Raw genomic sequence first — 21,484 nt, forward strand, 5'->3', positions numbered from 1 at the left:
GCCTCATTGCTAGCCGAGGCGGCGCGCCGACGCCAGCCTGCCCACATGACAATCCGGTAAGCCTGCGCGCGCATCTGGCGGCGAAAATGGCGGCGCTATAATCTGCCCGGCGCAGCATCCCGGCCGCACCACAGATACCGGACCCCATTTTCGGACCCGTCATGACCGATCGCTATTACAATAAGGGCATTGCCCCGAGACTGGCCCTGGCCTGTCCGCAATGCGGCGCCGAGGCCCGGTTTGAGAGCCTCTATGGCGATCTGCCGCTGCCGGTCCTGCTGGCCGATGGCGAGGCCGGTCCGAAACAGTCCTGGGCCGGACGGCTCAGCTGTCTGGGCTGCGGCCTCAACCGGACGCATGAGGTCGACTGGCCGCGCGAGGCTTTCTACCAGCTGGAATATCGCGGCGACACGCTATGGGCGTTCGACCGGGCGATGATGGTCGATCTGCTGGCCTGGCTCCGCGCCGGTGCCGACCGGGAAAAAATCCGCCAGGCCAGCCCGCATGCGAGCTGGTTGCTGCGCGTGCCAAAGGCCTTCCTGGCGTCCAAGGCGCGCGAAGCGCTGGTGGGGAAAATTGGGGCTCTGTTGGGGGCGAGCTAAAGGGGAGACGGCCGTAATCGCGGCTGGTCACGCTCCTCTCAGGTCCATTGGGGCTGCTCTACGCAGACCCCGCACTATAGACCCGGAGCGTGACCAGCCGCGATTACGGCCATGTCCTGACTTGCGAAGGTCCGGGCGTGGGCCTCCCAGGTTTGGCCGGACGGAGTGAGACAGCGGCAAGGCCGCTCGAGATTTCACCAAAACGGGACACGCACCGGCAAAGCCGGGGCATGTCCCGGGCGCACGCCAATCAGCAAACCTACCCTTTCGCGTCTCGCCAGGCCCGGCCACGCCGGGCGGAGCGATCCCTGAAATCCTTGCCAAGCAAGGCGCCAGACTGGACTTGAGCGGTCAAGGGTCTCGACCGCGCAGCGGCGCCTGCGGCGCCCTTGACAGCTCAAGTCCAGTCTGGCCGGATCCCGGCATGGTTTTCAGGGCGGGGCCTGGGTTTTGGGGGCCGGATTTGCGCTACAGCTAGGGACAGGTTCGTCTGGCACCTGTCCTCAGGGAAGACTCCCCCTCTCAAAACGTTTCCGTCCGTGACTCAGCCGACAGGGCAGGCGAATATGAATCAAGTTTCGCCAACAGGTTGAGTCGCGGCGTGTTCAGCGCCGCGTTAATGACGCGATGTTTAGACGCTATTGGATCGCGCTCGCTGCAATTGGACTAGCGCTCTGCCTCTCATCACATGGGCAGGCCCAGAGCGAGGAGCAGCAAACCCATACAGGAACTCAGAGCGGCGATGAGCGGCCGTCGCCTCCCGCGCTTCCAGTTCGGATCATTAGATCCGGGGCAGAGGAAGAAGCCGCAAACCGGCGCGAACAAGAAGCCAATGAATTGCACTACCGGGATGTGCTCGCCCAACAGAGTATGGATGCGGCGTCCCAGCGAATGGCCCGTTACGCGTTCTGGCAAACCCTCTTCGTGTTCTTCGGCACTATCGCGCTGATCTACACGCTGTACCTGACGAGGAAAGCCAATCAGGCCGCGCAAGGCGCTATCGATGTAACCAGGGAAACTGGCAGGGATCAATCTCGCGCCTATCTGGAGATCATTGAGGTCAGGATACCCCACGGGACTGGAACGCAAATCCTCGGTACCGTCTTGAACCAAGGCAGCACACCAGCGAAATGGTACGAAGTCAAAGCCGCATCCCGGTTTCAATACGCGCCGGAAATTGGCCCTCAGCAAGCCATCCTGTTCGATGTTGAAATGCCGCTTGGAAGGACCCGACGCTGGACCAGCCCGCCGTCGGGCCAAACCCTTACCCTCGGGATGCTGTATGGCACTGACGCCGCCAGTGCAAAATCCGTCAAAATAGCGGAGCGCCTGCAGGGCTATCTGATCCTCCAGGGCGAATTGAGATGGGAAACCATTTACGGCGAAATCTACTGGTCTCAGTTTCTCTTTTACACGGATCAGCTCGCTGGACGGCAGTTGAACATCGCAATGCTCAAGCAATTGAGAGTCAAAAGCGGCGAGCCGATAAAACCGATCAAGATGCAGCGCCCCTCCGCCAACCTCCTGACCTATCAAGTTGAGGGCGCGCACGAGCCAAATTAGGGGCGTTCTATTCTCCTGTTTGGACGGTCACCGCCCCTTGGTACGTTTGATATATATGGCTGGAACGATGCCCGTCCTAAACCCTCTCCGATCACCCGCAGGCACCACCGCCGTTCTTCCCCGCTCGCGGGGAAGTGGCGCGGACGAAGTCCGGGCCGATGGGGCCGCGGCCGCAGGCTGCGGAGAAAGGTCGGCGTCAAACACCGCCGCGCGATCGCGCGTCGGCCCCTCCACCGCTACGCGGTCCCCCTCCCCGCTAAAGCGGGGAGGAAAGTGCCCCCCCTCGCCTTCCGTCGCGCGGCCCCCTATATCTCCATCATCTCATAGCTACAGAGCCTCGCACCCAGGATGGACTACACCGCAATGCAGCCGGTCGCCGAGAGCGTGGCCGATGTGATGAAAACGCTGGCGCATCCCAAGCGGCTTCTGGCGCTGTGTGCGCTGGTGGATCAGGAGCGCTCGGTTGGCGAGCTGGCGGCAGCGCTCGGGGTGCGTGACCAGGCGATGTCGCAGCAATTGGCGATCCTGCGCGCCAAGGGGCTGGTGGCGACGCGGCGCGAGAACCAGACGATTTATTACCGCCTCGCCAGCGACGAGATTCGCACCATCATGGAATCTCTCTACAAGACCTATTGTCCGCCTGCCCCCGCCTGATCGGGCGTAGACGGCAATCGCACTTGCGTACTTGCAGAGTTTTGCAAAGACCCTATATCCACTACAGACACACCACTACAGGCACACCGCAGCCATCCGCGTCCCAGGAGTCCAGCGATGAAGCAGAAACCGGAAATCAAATCCTTCTTCGACCCGGACACGTTCACGGTCAGCTATGTCGTCTGGGATCCGGCGACGAAACGCGCCGCGGTGATCGATTCCGTGCTCAATTATTGCCCCGCCTCGGGGCGCACGACGACAAAATCCGCCGATGTGGTGATCGAATTTGTCCGCGCGGCGGGGCTGACGGTGGAGTGGGTGCTGGAAACCCATGTCCATGCCGATCATCTCTCGGCGGCGCCCTATATCAAGGAGAAGCTCGGCGGCAAGATCGGCATCGGCAATCATGTCAGCCAGGTGCAGGACGTGTTCGGCGAGATCTTCGATGCCGGGCCGGATTTTGCCCATGACGGCTCGCAATTCGATCATCTGTTCGAGGATGGCGAGCGTTTCAGGATCGGCGAGATCGAGGCCGAGGCGATCTGGACGCCGGGCCATACGCCGGCCTGTCAGGTCTATCATATCGGCGATGCCGGCTTTGTCGGCGACACGCTCTTCATGCCCGATTTCGGCACCGCGCGCTGCGACTTCCCCGGCGGCGATGCGGCGACGCTCTATCACTCGATCCAGAAAATCTACGCCCTGCCCGACGAGACGCGGCTCTTCATGTGCCATGACTATATGGCGCCGGGCCGCGAGCATTATGCTTGGGAAACCACGGTCGGTGAGCAGAAGGCCAGCAATATCCATATCAAGGCCGGCACGACCGAAGCGGACTTCGTCAAGATGCGCACGGAGCGCGATGCGACGCTCTCCATGCCGACGCTGATCCTGCCCTCGGTGCAGGTCAATATGCGCGCCGGGCATCTGCCGGAGCCGGCGGAGAATGGCCGCCGCTATCTGAAAATCCCGCTCAATGCAGTCTGAGATCTTCAAGCGCGCCAAGCGGGTCCTGCCCGGCCTGCAATGGCTGGAAGGCTATAGCCGCCGCACCTTCGGCGAGGATGCGCTCGCCAGCCTGATCACGGCGATCCTGCTGATCCCGCAAAGCCTGGCCTATGCCCTGCTGGCCGGCCTGCCGGCGCAGGCGGGCCTTTACGCCTCGATCGCACCGCTGGTCGCCTATGCCCTGTTCGGCTCGAGCCGCGTGCTCGCCGTCGGGCCGGTCGCTGTCGTCTCATTGATGACGGCAGCCGCGATCGGCAATCTCGGCCTGACCGACCCGGCCCAGCAAATGGCGGCCGCCGGGGCGCTGGCGGCCCTGTCGAGCTTCTTCCTGCTGTTGTTTGGCCTGTTCAAGCTGGGCAGCGTCTCCAACTTCCTCAGCCGGCCGGTGGTCGGTGCCTTTGTCACCGCCTCGACCATTTTGATCATTGCCAGCCAGGCCAAGCATATCCTGGGCATCAACTCGCACGGTTCGACCCTGCCGGAAATCCTGCTGTCGATGAGCCCGCAACTCGGCGCCATCAATCTGGTGGCGCTGGTGATCGGTGTGGGCAGTATCGCCTTCCTGGTCGCGGCCCGCACCGTGCTGCCGCGCCTGTTGACGGCGCTGAAGCTGAGCGAAGACATGGCCGGCGGTATCGCCCGCGCCGCTCCGGCCGGCCTGGTCGTTCTGGCAACCACCATCGCCTGGAGCCTGCATCTTGATAGCGGCGCGGATCTGGCTGTGGTCGGCGCCCTGCCAAGTGGTTTGCCTCCGATACAATTGCCCATCGTCAGCCTCGATATCTGGCGCGCCCTGATCGGGCCGGCGGCGCTGATCTCGCTGATCGGCTTTGTCGAAAGCGTCTCTGTCGGCCAATCACTCGCAGCGCGCCGGCGCGAAAGTGTCAATCCGGACCGGGAACTCTTCGGCCTCGGCGCCGCCAATGCCGCCGCTGCCCTGACCGGCGGTTATCCGGTCACCGGCGGCTTTGCCCGCTCGGTGGTCAATGAGGCGGCCGGAGCGCAGACCCCGCTGGCCGGCGTGTTTACCGCCGCAATCATCCTGGTGGTCGCCGTCTTCCTGACGCCGCTCTTCCATTTCCTGCCCAAGGCCACCTTGGCTGCGACCATCCTGGTGGCGGTCGCCAAGCTGGCCGATTTCGGCGGGCTCTGGAAAGCCTGGAAATACGCGCCGGCCGATGGTGCGGCGGCATTTCTGACCCTGTTCGGTGTGATCTTCCTCGGCGTCGAAATCGGTCTCACACTCGGCGTGGTCCTCTCGGTCGGCGCGGCATTGCAGCGCACGATGCGGCCGCACTGGACCCGCGTGGGCCAGGTGCCGGGCACGCATCATTTCCGCAATCCGGACCGGCATGAAGTGATTATCTCGCCGCATGTCTATGCGCTGCGTGTCGACGGCGCGCTGTATTTCGCCAATGCGCGTTTTCTTGAGGAGCTGGCCGCCGACATCATTGCCGAAAATGACGGCATCACCGATTTCGTGTTGATGTTCCCGGCGGTGAATTTCGTCGACGCCAGCGCGCTGGAAAGCCTGCGCGCGATCAATCACCGCCTGATGGATGCCGGTGTCAAACTGCACCTGTCCGAAGTGATCGGCCCGGTCAGCGACCGGCTTGGTGCCGCCGGCTTCCTGGAAGAGCTCAGCGGCGAGGTCTTCCTGTCGCAATACGCCGCCATGCGCACCCTCGACCCGGCAACAACGCTGCGGGCCGAAGGCCTGCAGCCCTGATCAGAGGTGCCGAGCGAAGCGGAGTGCTGACAGTCCTGATGCCAAAGCGCCGCGATGAAACGTGATTTCGCCCCCTATCGCACCCGGTCTGATGGGGTAGACTATCGCATAACCCGCGACCCAACTTGGAGTCCCGCCCATGCCGTCCCAGGACCAGACCGTCTATCCCGTCACCGAAGCCAACAAGCGCTCCACACGCGTGAACGCCGAACGCTATGCCCAGATGTATCGGCAATCGGTCGAGGAGCCGGACACCTTCTGGCGTCAGGAAGCGGCGCGGCTCGACTGGATAACGCCCTTCACCCAGGTCGAGGACACTTCCTGGGACAAGGATGACCTGCATATTCGCTGGTTCGCCGACGGCACGCTCAATGCCAGCGCCAATTGCATCGACCGGCATCTGCCCGAACGCGCCAATGACACGGCTATCATCTGGGAGGGCGATGATCCGGCGGCCAGCACCAAGATCACCTATGGCGAGCTGCACGACCATGTCTGCCGCCTCGCCAACGGGCTCAAATCGCTCGGCGTCAAGAAGGGCGAACGCGTCACCATCTATATGCCGATGATCCCGGAAGCGGCCTACGCCATGCTCGCCTGTGCGCGCATCGGTGCGGTGCACTCAGTGGTGTTTGGCGGGTTTTCGCCCGAAGCCCTGGCGGGACGGATCAATGATTGCGCTAGCGATATCGTCATCACCGCCGATGAGGGCATGCGCGGCGGCAAGTCGACGCCGCTGAAGGCCAATGTCGACCGGGCGATGCATCACGCGCCCGGCGTCAAACAGGTTGTCGTCGTCAAGCGCACTGGCGGCAAGATGAACTGGGATCCGGCCCGCGATGTCTGGTATCACGACCTGATCGCGCGCCAGCCATCCACCTGCCCGCCCGAGCCGATGAATGCGGAAGCCCCGCTCTTCATCCTCTACACCTCCGGCTCGACCGGCCAGCCCAAGGGCGTGCTGCACACCACGGGCGGCTATATGGTCTGGGCGGCGATGACACATGAATATGTGTTCGATTACAAACGCGGCGAGATCTACTGGTGCACCGCCGATGTCGGCTGGGTCACCGGCCACAGCTATATCCTCTACGGACCGCTCGCCAATGGCGCCACGACGCTGATGTTCGAGGGCATTCCCACCTGGCCGGGGCCCGACCGTTTCTGGCAGGTAATCGACAAGCACAAGGTCAATATCTTCTACACCGCCCCGACCGCGATCCGCGCCCTGATGCGCGAGGGCGACGGGCCGGTGCAGGGCTCCTCGCGGGCCTCCCTGCGCCTGCTCGGCTCGGTCGGCGAACCGATCAATCCGGAGGCCTGGACCTGGTATCACCGCGTCGTCGGTGATGGCCGCTGCCCGATCGTCGATACATGGTGGCAAACGGAAACCGGCGGCATCATGATCTCGCCCCTGCCCGGCGCCACCGATCTCAAGCCCGGCTCGGCGACGAAACCGCTCTTCGGCATCATGCCGGCCCTGGTCAGCAGCGAGGGCGCCCCGATCCCTGATACCGGTGCGGCCGAAGGCAATCTGATCATCGAGCGGTCCTGGCCCGGCCAGGCGCGCACGATCTATGGCGATCACCAGCGCTTCATCGACACCTATTTCTCGACCTATCCCGGCGCCTATTTCACCGGCGATGGCGCGCGCCGTGACGAAGACGGCTATTGGTGGATTACGGGCCGCGTCGATGATGTTCTCAATGTCTCCGGCCACCGGCTCGGCACGGCCGAAATCGAGAGCGCACTCGTCGCCCACACCGACGTCGCCGAGGCGGCCGTGGTTGGCTATCCACACGATATCAAGGGTCAGGGCATTTACTGCTATGTGACGCTCAATGCCGGCATCGTGCCGAGCGAGGATTCGGCCAAAATGCTGCGGCAATGGGTGCGCCAGGAGATCGGACCGATCGCGACGCCCGACCTGGTCCAGTTCGCTCCGGGCCTGCCGAAGACCCGCTCCGGCAAGATCATGCGGCGCATTCTGCGCAAGATCGCGGAGAACGAGTTTGGCAATCTGGGAGACACGTCTACACTCGCAGACCCGAGCGTTGTTGAAGATCTGATCGAGAACCGGAAAAACCGATGAAGCGTGTTGTTGTCCTTGCCGTCGCCGCCAGCAGTGTGCTGGCCGCCTGCGCCACCGAAACCGTGCCCGCATGCCGCGCGCCGCAAGCCCATGAGATGGCCGCCTTCGCTGCCATTATCAGCCATAATGAAACCAATGTGAGCCAGAGCCTGGCGCCAAACGCGCTGCGCAATGCCTTCATCCGCCGCGACCCGTTGGTGCGGGCCTGGGTCTGGGGTGCTCCAGGCGAGACCAATGGCACGCTGGTTGGCATGCTGTCGCAGCCGCCGCTGTGCATCATCAATGATCCGCGCGTCGCCGCGACGGAAACCGTGCAGCAAGTCCTGGTCTATCCGCAAGCGGCCCACAACCGTGTCGCCCCGCCGGCCACGACGCCGCTGGCCGATGCGCCGCCGCCCTATGGTACCGCCATGCGCGATTATCTCAGCTGCCGTTTCGAACAGACCGCTGACGGCTGGAAACTGGCCGATATGTGCGGCTATCGCATGCCTGGATCGGGCGGTTTGACCGGCCTGTAACCCCGCTATCGAGCGCTATGCAAAAGACCGGCTCCGCATGGCGCAGCCGGTCTTTTTTTATGGTCGCGTCGAAGACGGTGAACTCAGTCCTCGAATTCCTTCAGGCGCATTGATTTCTTGAGACCTTCGGTCAGCACGTCATAGGCTGGCAGGGTCAGGAATTCGACAAATTCATCTGCCAGGACGAGGTCCTTCAGGATCGTGCTCGCCTGGGCGATGCGCTCCTGCACCTCGGTCTGGCTCTCCACTTCCGCCTGGATCGACTTGCAGATCGCCTCGATCTTGGCGCCCAGCATGTCTGCCGTCAGGGCTGTGCCCTCGGCGGTCGACTTGTCAAAGCGGCGCCACTGCCAGAGCTGGGCCCGGGCAATCTCGGCCGTGGCCGCATCTTCCATCAGATTGCGGATCGGCACCGCGCCGCGCCCGCCCAGCCAGGCCGCGACATAGCGGATGGCGACGTCGATATTATCGGCAACACCGGCGTCGGTAATGTCCCCTTGCGGTGCGGTCAGCAGATCGCGGGTCGTGACCGGCATGGCGAACTCATCGACGAAATCGATCTGGTTGGCCTTGGGCATGTGCTTGTCGAACACGGCCATGGCGACCGGCACGAGATCGGGGTGTGCGACCCAGGTGCCGTCATGGCCGTTTTTGACTTCGCGCAGCTTGTCCTGGCGGACCTGTTCGAGCGCCGCATCATTGGCCGCTTCATCGCCCTTGACCGGGATAAAGGCCGACATGCCACCCATCGCATGCGCGCCGCGGCGATGGCAGACAGCCACGACGCGTTTCGAGTAGGCCGCCATGAAGGGCGTCGCCATGGTCACCGCCGAACGATCAGGCAGGACATGTTCGGGGCGTGCCTGCAAGCGTTTTATATAACTGAAGATATAATCCCAACGCCCACAATTCAGGGCGACGATATTGCCGCGCAGCTCGTACAGGATCTCGTCGAGTTCGAAGCTGGCGGGCAGCGTCTCGATCAGCACGGTCGCGCGGATCGTGCCCCGCTCAAGACCGAGCTCGTCCTCGGCATGCTGGAAGACAAGGCTCCACAGCCGCGCCTCGAAACGGGATTCGATCTTGGGCAGGTAGAAATACGGCCCCGTCCCACGCTCTTTCAGGGCGGCGTGGTTATTGAACAGATAGAGGCCGAAATCGAAGAACGCACCGGAGATGGCCTGACCGTTGATCCGGAGGTTGCGCTCGTCGAGATGGAGGCCGCGCGGGCGGACAATCAGCACCGCAGCGTCTTGATCGATGGAATAGCGTTTGCCGTTTTTCTCGTCGACATAATCGATCTCGCGGCGCACCGCGTCGCGCAGATTGATCTGCCCCTCGATCAGGTTGGACCAGACCGGGGAAGTTGCGTCCTCGAAATCGGCCATGAAGCATTTGGCGCCGGAATTGAGCGCATTGACGACCATTTTGCGATCAACCGGACCGGTAATCTCGACGCGGCGATCTTGCAGATCGGCCGGCGCGGCGCGGACTTTCCACTCGCTGGCGCGGATATCCGCGGTCTCGTGCGGAAACATCAGCAACGCGCCAACATTCAGCTCGGCCTGGCGCTCGGTGCGATGGCGCAGCAGGGATTGGCGGCGCTTCTCGAAGCGCCGGTGCAGGCCGGCCAGAAAGGTCAGCGCATCATGGCTCAGGATATCGCGATAGCCCGGCTCGAGATGGCCAAGGATTTCAACGCCGCTTGGTGTGATCTGTGTCATGGCTGTCTCCTGTCGGCAAAAAGGTGCGGGGCGCGCGTTTGGGGCGCACACCCCGCGTCGGGTCTGAGGGCCCGAACTCTATTCGGCGGCTTCGAACTGGGACGACTCGGTCGACTCGCCCATGGCGGTTGTCGAGGAAGTGCCGCCAGTCAGGGCCAGGGAAACCTGGTCGAAATAGCCGGTGCCGACTTCGCGCTGGTGACGCGTGGCGGTGTAGCCATCGGCTTCAGAACCGAATTCGGCCTGTTGCAGCTCGGAATAGGCCGCCATGCCGCGATCCTTGTAGCCGCGGGCCAGCTCAAACATGGAGTGGTTGAGGCTGTGGAAGCCGGCCAGGGTCACGAACTGGAATTTATAGCCCATGGCGCCAAGCTCACGCTGGTATTTGGCGATGGTATCCTTGTCCAGATTGGCTTCCCAGTTGAAGCTTGGCGAACAATTATAGGCCATCATCTTGCCAGGATATTTCTTCTGCACGGCCTCGGCGAAGCGGCGGGCCTCGTCGAGATTCGGCTTGGAGGTTTCCCACCACAACAGGTCGGCATATTTGCCGTATTCGATCGAGCGCGCGATGCAATGATCGACGCCGACGCCGTCCTTGATGCGATAGAAGCCTTCCGGCGTACGGCCGGCATCGAAATCGATGAAGGGATGGTCGCGCTCATCAATATCGGAGGTCAGCAGCTTGGCGCTTTCCGCATCGGTGCGGGCAACGGTGATGGTCGAGACGCCCATCACGTCGGCCGCGAGACGGGCCGCGATCAGATTGCGCTCATGCGCCTGGGTCGGGATCAGGACCTTGCCGCCCAAATGGCCGCACTTCTTTTCCGAAGCCAGCTGGTCTTCGAAGTGAACGCCGGCAGCGCCCGCCTCGATATAGGCCTTCATGATTTCAAAGCAGTTGAGCGGGCCACCAAAGCCGGCTTCGGCGTCGGCGACGATGGGCGCAAACCAGTCGCGCGTCACTTCACCTTCAGAGAACTCGACCTGGTCGGCGCGTTGCAGGGTGCGATTGATCTTGCGCGCCAGCTCGGGACCGGAATTGGCCGGGTAGAGCGATTGGTCGGGATACATGGCGCCGGCGACATTGGCGTCGGCAGCGACCTGCCAGCCGGACAGATAGATCGCTTTCAGGCCGGCACGGACCTGTTGCATGGCCTGGTTGCCCGACATGGCGCCGAGCGCATTGATATAGGGCTCGGTCTTGAGCAGGCTCCAGAGCTTTTCGGCGCCACGTTCAGCGAGCGTATTGCGGACCTGCACCGAGCCGCGCAGCTTGAGGACGTCCTCGACGCCATAGCCGCGCTCGATACCGTCAAAACGGTCAGCAGCGGCACCGGGAACCAGATCTTTGAAGCTTGTCATTTTTGTCACCATAACTGTGGGAGTTGAATTGCCCTTACGGTGTCAAACGGAATAGAGCCTGTCCATAAAGCCTTCCATAGAAAGCGGACACGGTGTATACAAATTACACTGTCATTATGTCAGCTTGTAAAGTTTGGTACAAATTATGAGCGATTTACAGCCTCTCGAGAAGATTTTTGCCGGCGCCCGTCTGCGGCGCCTGCGGCGCGAACGCGGCATGACCCAGGCCGAGGCGGCCACCGCACTCGGCCTCTCCGCCAGCTATCTCAATCTGCTGGAACGCAATCAACGCCCGGTAACGGCGCGCGTGCTGCTGTCGCTGGCAGATGCTTTCGACGTTGATGTGCGCGCCTTTGCCCAGGAATCCGACAAGCAATTGCTGGCTGATCTGCGCGAGGCGGCCTCAGACCCGCTGCTGGCCGGCATGGAGCTCGACCGCATCGAGCTCAACGAGTTGAGCGAGGCGCATCCGCGCGTCGCCGAAGCCTTTGCCCGCCTCTACCAATCCTATCGCGAGACCAATGCCGCCACCGCCGATCTGGCCAGCCGCATGTCGGGCTCGGGCGCGGCCCATGGCGGGCCCGGCGCGGTGCTGGAAAGCGTACGCGATGCCCTCGATGCGCGGCACAATCACTTCCCTGAGCTGGAAGAAGCCGCCGAGGCCCTGATCGAACAGGCCGGCATCCGGCCGCGCCTGTGCGAGAGCGCCCTCTCCCGCCATTTGCTGGAACGGCACGGCTTCGCGGTGCGCATTCTCGACGAGACCATCATGGCTGGCGCCCGCCGGCGGCTCGACTTCCATGGCCGGCGCCTGCTTCTGTCTGAAGCCCTGGCGCCGGGATCCCGCTCCTTCAACATGGCCGTGGTGCTCGCTTCGCTCGAGCTGGGCGAGACACTCGACGCGCTGTGCGAAAACGCCAACCTGCCCTCGGACGAAGCGCGCAAGCTCTACCGCATCGGCCTCGCCAATTATTTCGCGGGTGCCGTCCACATGCCCTATGCCGAAGTTCTCAAGACGGCCGAGGCGACGCGCTATGATGTCGACCGGCTGCAGCGCCGTTTCGAGGTCAGTTTCGAACAGGTCTGCCACCGTCTCACCACGCTGCAGCGCCCGGGCGCACGCGGCCTGCCCTTCTTCATGATCCGGGTCGACCAGGCGGGCAATGTCTCGAAACGCTTTGGCGGCGGCATCATGCCGTTCGCGCGCTCCGGCGGGGGCTGCCCGAAATGGAATCTTTATGACGCGCTGGGCCAGCCCGAGCGGCTGCTGGTGCAGGCGTTCGAATTGCCCGACGGCAAGCGCAATCTCTCGATCGCCCGCGGCCAGGTCAGCGCCGCCCCGATCGGGCAGCGGCCGGTCATCCACGCCATCGCGCTGGGCTGCGACTGGGTCCATGCCGAGAAGATCGTCCATGCCGACGGACTGGAAGGCAGCCGCGTGCAGCCGGTCGGTATCGCCTGCCGCCTGTGCGAGCGCGAGGATTGCGCCCAGCGCGCCTTCCCGCCGCTCAATCGCAAACTCCATATGGACCTGCACCAGCTGCGCGCCTCGCCCTATTCCTTCGGCGAGGATTGAGCTGCCGGTTGATACAAAAAGGGCCCCGCCGAGGCGGGGCCCAAATTGATTCAATCCGACAACAAAACTCGCGGATCCGAGCGACGATTACTCGGCATGCCCGGCGACAGACTGGACATAGGCCGTGCGTACATCCTGGTTCTGCTCGTCGAACTCGGCGGCGATTTTCTCGTCCTGGGAAGAGAGCTCGTCGAGATCGAGTTCGGAGAAGTGCATCACGCCCATATCGACATAGGCCTTCTGGATGCGCGGGCCCCACAGGCCGATATCCTTGACGATCGGCACGATGCGCTGGAACAGGAAGGTCCGGAACAGCTGCATGGTGGCCGATTGCTCGACGTATCTGACGCATTCATCGACGGGCAGGCCCATCACTTCAAACACTTCGCGTGCCTGGAAGCGGTCGCGCATCAGATAGCAGGCCTCGACGAGGAATTCCTCGCGTTCATCGCGCTCGGCGTCCGTCAGGGTCGGATAATAATCGCGCAGTGACAGGCGGCCAAAGGCAACATGGCGCGCCTCGTCTTCCATCACATAGGCATTGACCATGCGGGCCAGCGGGTTCTGGGCGACATCGCGGATCGTGCCGAAGGCGGCGAGCGCCAGACCTTCAATAACGACCTGCATCGCCAGATAGGTCATGTCCCAGCGGCTGTCGCGCAGGGCCTGGTCGATCAGCTGTTGCAGCGGCGCGGTCATCGGATAGGCGACGCCGAACTTGGTCAGGAGATTCTTGTAGGCCTCGACATGGCGCGCCTCGTCCATCACCTGGGTGGAGGCATAGAATTTGGCGTCGAGATCGGGAACCTGTTGCACGATCTTGGCGGCGCAGATCAGTGCCGCCTGCTCGCCCTGCATGAACTGGGAGATATTCCAGGCTTGGGAGTGGCGGCGAAATTCGCGCTTCTCCGACTTGTTCATCTTGTCCCACATCGGGGAGCCGAAAATCGCATTGGCCTCTTCGGGCATTTGCATGGGATTTTCAAAGTCCAGTTCCTGGGTCCAGTCGATGCGGTTGACCGCATCCCACTGCATGTCCTTGCCCTTCTGGTAGAGATGCATGAGCGTCGTGCGACCCTCATCATACTCCCAGTCAAACAGGGTGGTGAAATCCTGTGGCACGGACCACGACTTGTCGATATTCGGCATCGGATAGAGATCGCGAAGCGTTCCCATGGCGTTGAACCTCCCCAGGTATGGCCAAAAATTCAGTGGTGAACAACGTTCACTTCCCCAACATCAGTCATATTTTTCCGGAAGGCAAGGGGTTTGCCGAATCCGTCATAACCATTCACCTACTCCGCGGCACTCTGTGGCGCGGCTGCACTATCGGTCGTCGGCTCGCTGTCCGGCTTTGTCGGCGCAACGCTGCCCGACCGCTTGGCCCAGCGCGCCCTGATCTGTTTCGAGGTCGAGCGCGAACCATCCGGCGACCAGCCGGGTGGGGCGAGCAGATACATCATCGCGTCGCGCAAGGACCGGGCCCGCCGCATATCGGAAATGATCGCAAACCATTCATGCATGCTGATCTTGATCGGATTATTGGTCCCCAGATTGGTGACAATGCCATATCGGCAGCGCTCGGCGTCCAGCTCGGGCTGGTAGGTGCCGAACAGCTTGTCCCAGATAATGAAAACGCCGGCATAATTGCGGTCGAGATAGAGCGGGTTGGTCGCGTGATGCACCCGATGGTGCGACGGCGTATTCATCACGGCCTCGAACCAGGGCGGACAACGCTTGATCACTTCGGTGTGAATCCAGAATTGGTAGATCAGGTTCAGCGCGCCAAGGAAGCCGACCATCAGCGGATGGAAACCCAGCAGGACCATCGCTGAGCCGAGCCACATGAATTTGAGCGTCAACGGGCTGAGCCAGGGCTGCCGCAGCGCCGTGGTGAGATTATAGTGCTGTGAGGAATGGTGCACGACATGATCGGCCCAGAACCAGCGCACCGTATGCGCGAGGCGGTGCGACCAGTAATACACAAAATCGTCGAGCACGAAGGCCAGGATCCAGATCCACCACGCAAACCCAATAGTGAAAAACCGGTGGTCATAAACGAACATGAACCAGGCCGTCAGAAGCCCGGCAAACAGGATTCCAGACACCGTATTTCCCAGCCCCATCATCAGGCTGGACGCGGTGTCGCGTGGATCGAAGCGCGCGCCACCACGGGTACGCGCATAGATCATTTCCGCAAACACAGCGACGACAAAGATCGGAATCGCAAAGACGATCGGGTCGAGATCGCGGACGAAAGCCGGGACATTTTCCATAATTCAGCCCTGCAACGCGTTGAGTTTGTCGGCCCAGTGCCGGATGCGCGGTGATGCGCCAAACGGGAAAACGACCGGCGCGAAGGTGAAGTCTTCCAGGCGGATCGTCAGCTGGCCACCCTCGCCGATCCGGGCCGCCTGTACCAGTCCCGGTTTCAAATACCGGATGACGAATTGGTCGCCCCGGGCGGCAAGCAGGCCGATGCAGCTGCCATCAGCGGCTTCGACCAGCGCTGCGGTGCCGTCCTCGGCCAGTACAGCCTCACCGGCATCAAACCCGACGGCATCCGTATCCAGTCGCTCAACGGCCTCGTCAAGATCGCGCAGGCACGCTGGCTCAGCCAGTCCAAGCCAATGGTTCAGGGCCACCATGGCAGCAACACCGGTCAGCGAACCCGCGAGTAACAAAACGAGCATCATTGCGCGCTCCCACAAAGAATAAGGGCGAAGGCTATACAGCCTTCGCCCCCATTCAAAGCGAAAATTGAACGCTGTTTACCCGCGGATACGCAGGGTCACACCATAGGTCCGTGGATCGCCGGGATAAGCATTGACGCTGGTTCCCAGATAACCAACCGACGGGAAGGCCCCTTTGACATACTCTTGTTCAAACAGGTTGCGTCCCCAGAACTGGAGACCCCAACGGCCGTCCTCGGCACCGATGCCGAAGCTGCCATTGATCATGGTGAAGCCATCCTGGTTGGCAAAAGTACGCGGATCCTGCGAGGTGGTGAGGCCGAAGCTGGAGATATTGGTCGCTTCAGCGCGAACAAAGGCCTCCATCGTATCGGCAACCGCCCAGGTATACGTACCGGTGATCGATCCAACGAACTCGGAATTGCCGCGATCACGACCCGACAGATCGTTGAACAGCGCCGTTACGCCAGCGGTATTGGTACGCTCGGCCCCCACTTCGCAAAGTGCGAAGTTCGGATCACCCGCATCCCAGGCGCCGACACCGTTAAAGCCATCGGGGCAAGGTGCGTACTGGTAGTCGCCATACTTGCTTTCAAACAGGTAGGTGAAGCCACCGGTGAAGACCAGACCAGGGGTCGGTGCCCATGTACCCTCGAACTCGAGACCGGAAACCTGGATGGAACCGGCATTCTCGAGGGCGAAACCGTTACCCACGAAGTTGTTGGTCTGGAAGCCTTCGATTTCCTGGTCGAACAGGGCCACCGCATAGGCGAGGTGGTTGTCGAACAGGGCACCCTTCATACCAATTTCGAACGAGCTGGAGGTCTCTTCCTCAAACTCGAACACGCCGGTGAAGGCCGCATTGGTCGAGACGTTGAAGCCGCCTGGCTTGAAGCCTGTGGCATAGCTCGCATAGACGTTCAGCGTATCCGACACGTCATAGGACAGGATGATATTGCCCGAGAAATTGGTGTCGTTACGCGAGGTCGGGAAATCAGCCGCATTGACCGGTTCCCAGTTCTGGAAGGCGCTAAAGCCGAGCAGTGGGTTAAAGGCTGTGCCGGCCAGGTAGGATGGCAGTGGCGAGGACGGGTTGATCGGGATCGGTGCGCCACCCAGAGGATCCGGGTAATGCGTCGCGCCCTGGCCGAGCAGAACGACCGGCACGAGGTAGGCGCAGGCATCGCCGCCGATGACCGGGAAGAGCCCCGGATCACAGAAGCCCGGCGCTACCAGACGCAGGTCCTGCGCCAGATCGAGGAAGCTGAAGGCCGACATCGGATCAGGCTGATTGATCTGGGTGACCATCGTCTTGTCTTCGTTCGAATAACGACCGCCGACCGTGACCGTGAAGTTATCCGTCACGTTGAAATCGAGCTGGCCAAAGAAGGACCAGGCCTCGGTGTCATACTGATAATCTTCCGAAATCAGACCATGCGTGGTGTCGATGAAGCCCTCGGCAGGCGTCGTCGGCAGGGCTGCACTGCCCGAGGCCAGCGGCACGAAATTGCCGACGCCGGCGCCCTGGTTCATGTCGAGGAAGAACTCCAGCAACGTGATACCGCCAGTACCGGCAGGCAGACCGAGGCTGGAAACCAGTGCCGCGACACTGGGTGCCGATGCAGCATCGAAGAAGTTCCGCGCATCGGCGCCGTAAGGCGTCGAATTCCGGAAGTGCAGCTGGTTGTCGTAATAGAACCCGCCGAGCATCCAGTCGATCGTGTTGTCGCCGGTCGAGGTCAGCCGGAATTCCTGGGTGAAGCTGTCATACTGGTTCTGGATATGGCGATCACTGACAAGATCGAGATCCGAGAAGTCAGCGTCGAATCTCTGATCTTCGTCGTAATTGCGCCAGGCTGTGATGCTGGTGAGCGTGAAGGCGTCGAAATCATGATCGACCTGGAAGGAGATGCCGGACGTGTCCAGCACGGTGTTCAGGTCGCCATCAATCGCGATGCGGCCGCCATGCGGATCAGCCGGAACGGCAGTGCCGCCGAGCCCCACAATGGCCCCCTGGTCGATCGGATCGTAATAGGCAAACGGTGCGGCACAGCAATTCTCGTCAATCGTGCCGAAATCGGCGATCACGCGAATTTCCGTGTTATCGCCCGGATTCCACAACAGCTGACCACGATAGCTCTGACGATCGCGATTATTGATGTCGCGGCCATCTTCGGCGGTGATGTAGCCATCATTCGTATGCGTCGTGGCATCAAGACGGAAGGCCATGCTGTCGGACAGCGGGCCGGTCACGGTGCCGCGCAGGATGCGCGAGCCGAAATTGCCGATCGTCACTTCGCCCGTATAACCGAACTCGTATTCCGGCTTCTGGGTCAGGATGCTGACAACACCGGCTGGCGTATTACGGCCAAACAGGGTCGATTGTGGACCGCGGATAACTTCGACGCGCTCAACCGACAACAGGTCATTGATCGCCGAGCCGGAGCGCGGGCGATAGACGCCATCGATGAAGACGCCAACCGAAGGCTCGAGGCCCGGGTTGAAGCTCGACGTCCCGATGCCACGGAGGTTGAACTCCGTATTGGTCGACGTGGCGAACTCTGAAACGCGCAGCGATGGGACCAGCATCTGCAGATCGGCTGCATCGCGGATTTGCGATTGTTCGATTTGCTCGCCGGTGACGACAGCAACCGATACCGGCGTGTCCTGCAGCGTCTGTTCGCGCTTTTGCGCGGTGACGGTGATCGTCTCGACCTGCGCGAGCGCGCCGGACGCGGCAATCAATCCGCTAAGAATGGCGGTCGTGCCCATGACAGCCGCTTTTGAGAATATTTTCATGTGAATTTTTCTCCCCTTAAGACGCGGTTTTTTTTAACCAACCGATCCGCGTATCTAGGCCCATTTGAGCATTCCCGCCCCCTCCTGTCAGCCCGTTTTTCCGGTCCAGACGAAAAAGGTTCTGACATGATGCATGCATACCGCACTTACAAATTCGCATCATCGCCACTGCGAACCTCTTTCATCCCGCCCGGACTCTGCTAGGCTGCGAAGTGAACAGCGTTCATTTTGCAGACTGTGGGGAGAGAAATGAAAAGATTTTTCATAGGGTTGGGTGCGATTATCGCAACCCTGACGGTGATCGCCGCCGGCTGGTATTACCGGCCGTGGTCCGAGTACTCCCCGGCCGAGATTCAGGCCGCCACGCAGCCGGACCAGCTCGTTCCCACATTTCGCAATATGGACGATATTTTCCCCTACCGGACGATTTCCGCACAGGATTCGGCGATTCCCCTGACCCGCGACAGCCGCAATGACGATGTCCGTTTCGAGTTCGACGGCCAGACCCGGACGGTTGATGCCTGGCAAACAGACTCCGATGCCACCGGGCTGATCGTGCTGCATGATGGCGTCGTCGTGCACGAGGAATACAGGCTCGATGCCACGGTCGAGACCCGGCATACCAGCTGGTCGGTCGGCAAGAGTTTTGTCGCGACCCTGATCGCGATGGCGATGCAGGACGGCCATATCGGCAGCCTCGACCAGACCGCCGAAATGTTCGCGCCACAATATGCCGGCACGGCCTACGGGCAGACCACGCTTCGCCATCTGTTGATGATGTCGGCGGGCGTCGATTTCGAGGAAGACTATAACGCGCCGGGTTCCGACATCCGCCGCCTTTTCCTCGGCGCCAATATATATGGCCAGAATATCGACGAGCTGGTGGCCGCAATTGAACGCGACCGGCCCGCTGGTCAGGACCTGCACTATGTCAGCGCCAATACCCAGGTGCTGTCCGCGGTCGTTCGCGGCATCTATAACGCGCCGCTCGCCCAAATCGTCGAGACCAAGATCTGGCGCCCGCTCGGCATGACAGGCGATGCGTCCTGGAACCAGAATATCCAGGGCGATAACGGCATGGCGATTGGCTATTGCTGCCTCAATGCCCGCGTCGAGGACTATGCCCGGATGGGCCAGTTCTACCTTCAGGACGGTGTCTGGGACGGCCAGCGCCTGCTGCCCGAGGGTTGGGTGACAATGGCCACCCGTCCGAACGCGGCCTTCCAGGAGGCCGGCCCGGCATCAGTCTATCCCCATCGCGGCTATGGCCTGCATTTCTGGGTGCCTGAAGACCACGATGGCGAATACTTCATGGCCGGTGTCTACGGGCAGTATGTCTGGGTCGATGAGCGCCGCAATATCGTGATCGCACGCACCGCGGCCGATCCGGCCTGGACCGGGCGTACCGCGGAATCGATTTCTGCGATGCGTGCCCTCGCCGCCCATTATGGTGGCCCGGTCGATGAAACTCAGGTCGACGCCCCCGCCACAGAGCCATCGGATCCAGTCGCTTCCGACCTTACGGAGACTGGCAATGAGTGAGACCTGTTACGACTACATTATCTGCGGCGCCGGCTCGGCCGGGTGCACGGTCGCGGAACGCCTCTCGCGCGATCCGTCCGTCTCGGTCTGTGTGCTCGAGGCCGGCGGCTCGGACAATAGTCCGATCATCCGCACCCCGATGTTGCTGCAATATGCCGTCACCGGCGAAGCCTTCAACTGGGGCTATTGGACCGAGGAGCAGAAACACCTGCATGACCGCAAACTGCTCTGGCCCCGCGGCAAGACGCTGGGCGGCTCCTCCTCGATCAATGCCATGCATTATATGCGCGGTGCCCACGAGAATTTCGACGAATGGGAAAGTGGCTATGGCGCGCAAGGCTGGAACTGGGCCAATGCCCTGCCCGCCTTCAAGGAAGTCGAGCACCAGACCCGCGGCGCCAGCGAGCTGCACGGCACGGACGGCCCGCTCTGGGTGCAGGACATCAAACCGCTCAATCCGCTGACCGAGGCCTTTTTCAAGGCCGGCGACGAGCTGCAATACAAGCGCAATTCCGACTTCAATGGCCCGACCCAGGAAGGCTTCGGCCCCTATCAGGTCACGCAGAAGGGCAATAAGCGCTGCTCTGCAGCCGACGCTTTCCTGCGCCCGGCCCTGGAGCGCGAAAACTGCTCGGTGACCACCAAGGCGATGGTCCGCCGCGTCATTATCGAAGGCGGCCGCGCCACAGGCGTCGAAGTCGATATTGATGGTGTCACCACGACCCTCACCGCCCGCAAGGAAATCATCCTGTCAGGCGGAGCGATCAATTCACCGCAAACCCTGTTGCTCTCGGGCGTCGGCCCGGCCGACGAATTGCGCGCGATGGGTATTGCCGTCGAATCTGACGTGCCGGGTGTGGGCAAGAATTTGCAGGATCATCTCGACATCACGGCCCAGCTCTGGACCAAATCCTCGACCTCGATCGGCAATTCGCTGCGCTCCATTCCGAGCCATATGTATATGGTGGCACGCTGGGCGCTGGCCGGCGACGGGCCCTTCACCGTCAATCCGGTGCAGGGTGGTGCCTTCATCAAATCCGCCTTCGCGGGCGATCTGCCCGATCTTCAACTGGTCTTCATCCCGGCCATCTCCAATCCGCACGGCATCGAGAAGGCGAGCGGGCATGGCGTCACGCTGCATGCCTGCCAGCTCTATCCAAGGAGCCGCGGCGAAATCACGCTCAAATCGACCGATCCCTACGAGCATCCGGCGATCCAGCCGAATTATCTGCAGGATGAATTCGATCTCGATGTGCTCGCCGATGGTCTCGGCAAGGTCCGCGAGATTCTCGCTTCACCGGCCTTTGACTATGATCGCAAGTCGGAACGCTGGCCTGGTGCGGAGGTCACAACGCTCAACGGGCTCAAGGATGATGTTCGTAAACGCGCTGAAACCCTGTATCATCCGACCTCGACCTGCGCGATGGGATCGGGCGAAATGGCGGTCACCGACAGCCGCTGCCGCGTCAAGGGTGTCGCCGGGTTGCGCGTCGTTGATGCGTCCGTGATGCCGCGCCTGGTCGGCGGCAATACGAATGCGCCGACGATCATGGTCGCCACCCGCGCCGGTGACATGATCGCGCAAGACAATAACACCGCCTGACCTCAAGGGTCTTGAG

16 protein-coding genes are annotated in these 21,484 nt (G+C 61.8%); 10 read left to right on the plus strand and 6 right to left on the minus strand.

Translation table 11 applies throughout. The features are described 5' to 3' along the window. Window positions 1-161: 161 nt before the first annotated feature. The 7 genes from ACN0YJ_RS10990 to ACN0YJ_RS11020 all read left to right on the plus strand — a co-directional run bounded on the left by ACN0YJ_RS10990 (window position 162) and on the right by ACN0YJ_RS11020 (window position 8,166). Window positions 162-602: a hypothetical protein gene (locus tag ACN0YJ_RS10990; protein ID WP_417496214.1), complete on the plus strand. Its 441-nt coding sequence runs from the start codon at window positions 162-164 to the stop codon at window positions 600-602. A gap of 627 nt (window positions 603-1,229) precedes the next feature. Beyond that, window positions 1,230-2,165, plus strand: a complete 936-nt coding sequence (locus ACN0YJ_RS10995) for a hypothetical protein (protein WP_417496215.1) — start codon at window positions 1,230-1,232, stop codon at window positions 2,163-2,165. A 348-nt stretch (window positions 2,166-2,513) separates the two neighbouring features. Beyond that, window positions 2,514-2,819 (plus strand): ArsR/SmtB family transcription factor, encoded by a 306-nt coding sequence (locus ACN0YJ_RS11000; RefSeq protein ID WP_417496216.1) that lies wholly within the window; start codon window positions 2,514-2,516, stop codon window positions 2,817-2,819. Window positions 2,820-2,936: 117 nt separating this feature from the next. Then, window positions 2,937-3,806 carry an MBL fold metallo-hydrolase gene (locus ACN0YJ_RS11005; protein ID WP_417496217.1) on the plus strand — a complete coding sequence of 290 codons (870 nt, stop codon included), beginning with the start codon at window positions 2,937-2,939 and terminating at the stop codon, window positions 3,804-3,806. Continuing rightward, window positions 3,796-5,556 (plus strand): SulP family inorganic anion transporter, encoded by a 1,761-nt coding sequence (locus tag ACN0YJ_RS11010; RefSeq protein ID WP_417477181.1) that lies wholly within the window; start codon window positions 3,796-3,798, stop codon window positions 5,554-5,556. The genes ACN0YJ_RS11005 and ACN0YJ_RS11010 overlap by 11 nt, the downstream gene beginning before the upstream one ends. Window positions 5,557-5,695: 139 nt before the next feature. Next, window positions 5,696-7,648: an acetate--CoA ligase gene (gene acs / locus ACN0YJ_RS11015; protein ID WP_417496218.1), complete on the plus strand. Its 1,953-nt coding sequence runs from the start codon at window positions 5,696-5,698 to the stop codon at window positions 7,646-7,648. After that, entirely contained in the window at window positions 7,645-8,166 is a 522-nt protein-coding gene (locus tag ACN0YJ_RS11020) for a hypothetical protein (RefSeq protein ID WP_417477179.1), read from the plus strand. The genes acs and ACN0YJ_RS11020 overlap by 4 nt, the downstream gene beginning before the upstream one ends. An 83-nt stretch (window positions 8,167-8,249) precedes the next feature. Here ACN0YJ_RS11020 and aceB read toward each other — a convergent pair whose 3' ends face one another. Then, complete coding sequence (gene aceB, locus ACN0YJ_RS11025; protein WP_417496219.1) at window positions 8,250-9,890, minus strand: malate synthase A; 1,641 nt, start codon at window positions 9,888-9,890, stop codon at window positions 8,250-8,252. 78 nt (window positions 9,891-9,968) lie between these two features. Next, window positions 9,969-11,255, minus strand: coding sequence for an isocitrate lyase (gene aceA, locus ACN0YJ_RS11030; RefSeq protein ID WP_417496220.1), 1,287 nt, complete (start codon window positions 11,253-11,255; stop codon window positions 9,969-9,971). Between the two features lie 145 nt (window positions 11,256-11,400). Here aceA and ACN0YJ_RS11035 point away from each other — a divergent pair, with 145 nt between their 5' ends. Continuing rightward, window positions 11,401-12,831, plus strand: coding sequence for a helix-turn-helix domain-containing protein (locus tag ACN0YJ_RS11035; RefSeq protein ID WP_417496221.1), 1,431 nt, complete (start codon window positions 11,401-11,403; stop codon window positions 12,829-12,831). An 87-nt stretch (window positions 12,832-12,918) separates the two neighbouring features. Here ACN0YJ_RS11035 and ACN0YJ_RS11040 read toward each other — a convergent pair whose 3' ends face one another. The 4 genes from ACN0YJ_RS11040 to ACN0YJ_RS11055 all read right to left on the minus strand — a co-directional run bounded on the left by ACN0YJ_RS11040 (window position 12,919) and on the right by ACN0YJ_RS11055 (window position 18,323). Beyond that, window positions 12,919-14,007 (minus strand): ferritin-like domain-containing protein, encoded by a 1,089-nt coding sequence (locus ACN0YJ_RS11040; protein WP_417496222.1) that lies wholly within the window; start codon window positions 14,005-14,007, stop codon window positions 12,919-12,921. 119 nt (window positions 14,008-14,126) lie between these two features. Then, on the minus strand, window positions 14,127-15,107 hold the full coding sequence (locus tag ACN0YJ_RS11045) for a sterol desaturase family protein (protein WP_417496223.1): 981 nt from the start codon (window positions 15,105-15,107) through the stop codon (window positions 14,127-14,129). 3 nt (window positions 15,108-15,110) lie between these two features. After that, on the minus strand, window positions 15,111-15,527 hold the full coding sequence (locus ACN0YJ_RS11050; protein WP_417477173.1) for a hypothetical protein: 417 nt from the start codon (window positions 15,525-15,527) through the stop codon (window positions 15,111-15,113). Window positions 15,528-15,602: 75 nt separating this feature from the next. Next, window positions 15,603-18,323 (minus strand): TonB-dependent receptor, encoded by a 2,721-nt coding sequence (locus ACN0YJ_RS11055; RefSeq protein ID WP_417496224.1) that lies wholly within the window; start codon window positions 18,321-18,323, stop codon window positions 15,603-15,605. A gap of 249 nt (window positions 18,324-18,572) precedes the next feature. Here ACN0YJ_RS11055 and ACN0YJ_RS11060 point away from each other — a divergent pair, with 249 nt between their 5' ends. Both ACN0YJ_RS11060 and ACN0YJ_RS11065 read left to right on the plus strand, forming a co-directional pair. Then, entirely contained in the window at window positions 18,573-19,865 is a 1,293-nt protein-coding gene (locus ACN0YJ_RS11060; RefSeq protein WP_417496225.1) for a serine hydrolase domain-containing protein, read from the plus strand. After that, on the plus strand, window positions 19,858-21,468 hold the full coding sequence (locus ACN0YJ_RS11065) for a GMC family oxidoreductase (protein ID WP_417496226.1): 1,611 nt from the start codon (window positions 19,858-19,860) through the stop codon (window positions 21,466-21,468). Before ACN0YJ_RS11060 ends, ACN0YJ_RS11065 begins: the two co-directional genes overlap by 8 nt. The last annotated feature ends 16 nt before the right edge of the window (window positions 21,469-21,484 follow it).

The organism is Maricaulis sp., from assembly GCF_048270095.1.
Taxonomy (GTDB): domain Bacteria; phylum Pseudomonadota; class Alphaproteobacteria; order Caulobacterales; family Maricaulaceae; genus Maricaulis.

What these genes read in the sequence shown, in the direction of transcription:
- ACN0YJ_RS11020 (WP_417477179.1), top strand. Translation starts at nt 7,645, where the DNA reads ATGAAGCGTGTTGTTGTCCTTGCCGTCGCCGCCAGCAGTGTGCTGGCC.
- ACN0YJ_RS11035 (WP_417496221.1), top strand. Translation starts at nt 11,401, where the DNA reads ATGAGCGATTTACAGCCTCTCGAGAAGATTTTTGCCGGCGCCCGTCTG.
- ACN0YJ_RS11045 (WP_417496223.1), bottom strand. Translation starts at nt 15,107, where the DNA reads ATGGAAAATGTCCCGGCTTTCGTCCGCGATCTCGACCCGATCGTCTTT.
- ACN0YJ_RS10995 (WP_417496215.1), top strand. Translation starts at nt 1,230, where the DNA reads ATGTTTAGACGCTATTGGATCGCGCTCGCTGCAATTGGACTAGCGCTC.
- aceA (WP_417496220.1), bottom strand. Translation starts at nt 11,255, where the DNA reads ATGACAAGCTTCAAAGATCTGGTTCCCGGTGCCGCTGCTGACCGTTTT.
- aceB (WP_417496219.1), bottom strand. Translation starts at nt 9,890, where the DNA reads ATGACACAGATCACACCAAGCGGCGTTGAAATCCTTGGCCATCTCGAG.
- acs (WP_417496218.1), top strand. Translation starts at nt 5,696, where the DNA reads ATGCCGTCCCAGGACCAGACCGTCTATCCCGTCACCGAAGCCAACAAG.
- ACN0YJ_RS11060 (WP_417496225.1), top strand. Translation starts at nt 18,573, where the DNA reads ATGAAAAGATTTTTCATAGGGTTGGGTGCGATTATCGCAACCCTGACG.
- ACN0YJ_RS11050 (WP_417477173.1), bottom strand. Translation starts at nt 15,527, where the DNA reads ATGATGCTCGTTTTGTTACTCGCGGGTTCGCTGACCGGTGTTGCTGCC.
- ACN0YJ_RS11055 (WP_417496224.1), bottom strand. Translation starts at nt 18,323, where the DNA reads ATGAAAATATTCTCAAAAGCGGCTGTCATGGGCACGACCGCCATTCTT.
- ACN0YJ_RS11005 (WP_417496217.1), top strand. Translation starts at nt 2,937, where the DNA reads ATGAAGCAGAAACCGGAAATCAAATCCTTCTTCGACCCGGACACGTTC.
- ACN0YJ_RS11000 (WP_417496216.1), top strand. Translation starts at nt 2,514, where the DNA reads ATGGACTACACCGCAATGCAGCCGGTCGCCGAGAGCGTGGCCGATGTG.
- ACN0YJ_RS11065 (WP_417496226.1), top strand. Translation starts at nt 19,858, where the DNA reads ATGAGTGAGACCTGTTACGACTACATTATCTGCGGCGCCGGCTCGGCC.
- ACN0YJ_RS10990 (WP_417496214.1), top strand. Translation starts at nt 162, where the DNA reads ATGACCGATCGCTATTACAATAAGGGCATTGCCCCGAGACTGGCCCTG.
- ACN0YJ_RS11040 (WP_417496222.1), bottom strand. Translation starts at nt 14,007, where the DNA reads ATGGGAACGCTTCGCGATCTCTATCCGATGCCGAATATCGACAAGTCG.
- ACN0YJ_RS11010 (WP_417477181.1), top strand. Translation starts at nt 3,796, where the DNA reads ATGCAGTCTGAGATCTTCAAGCGCGCCAAGCGGGTCCTGCCCGGCCTG.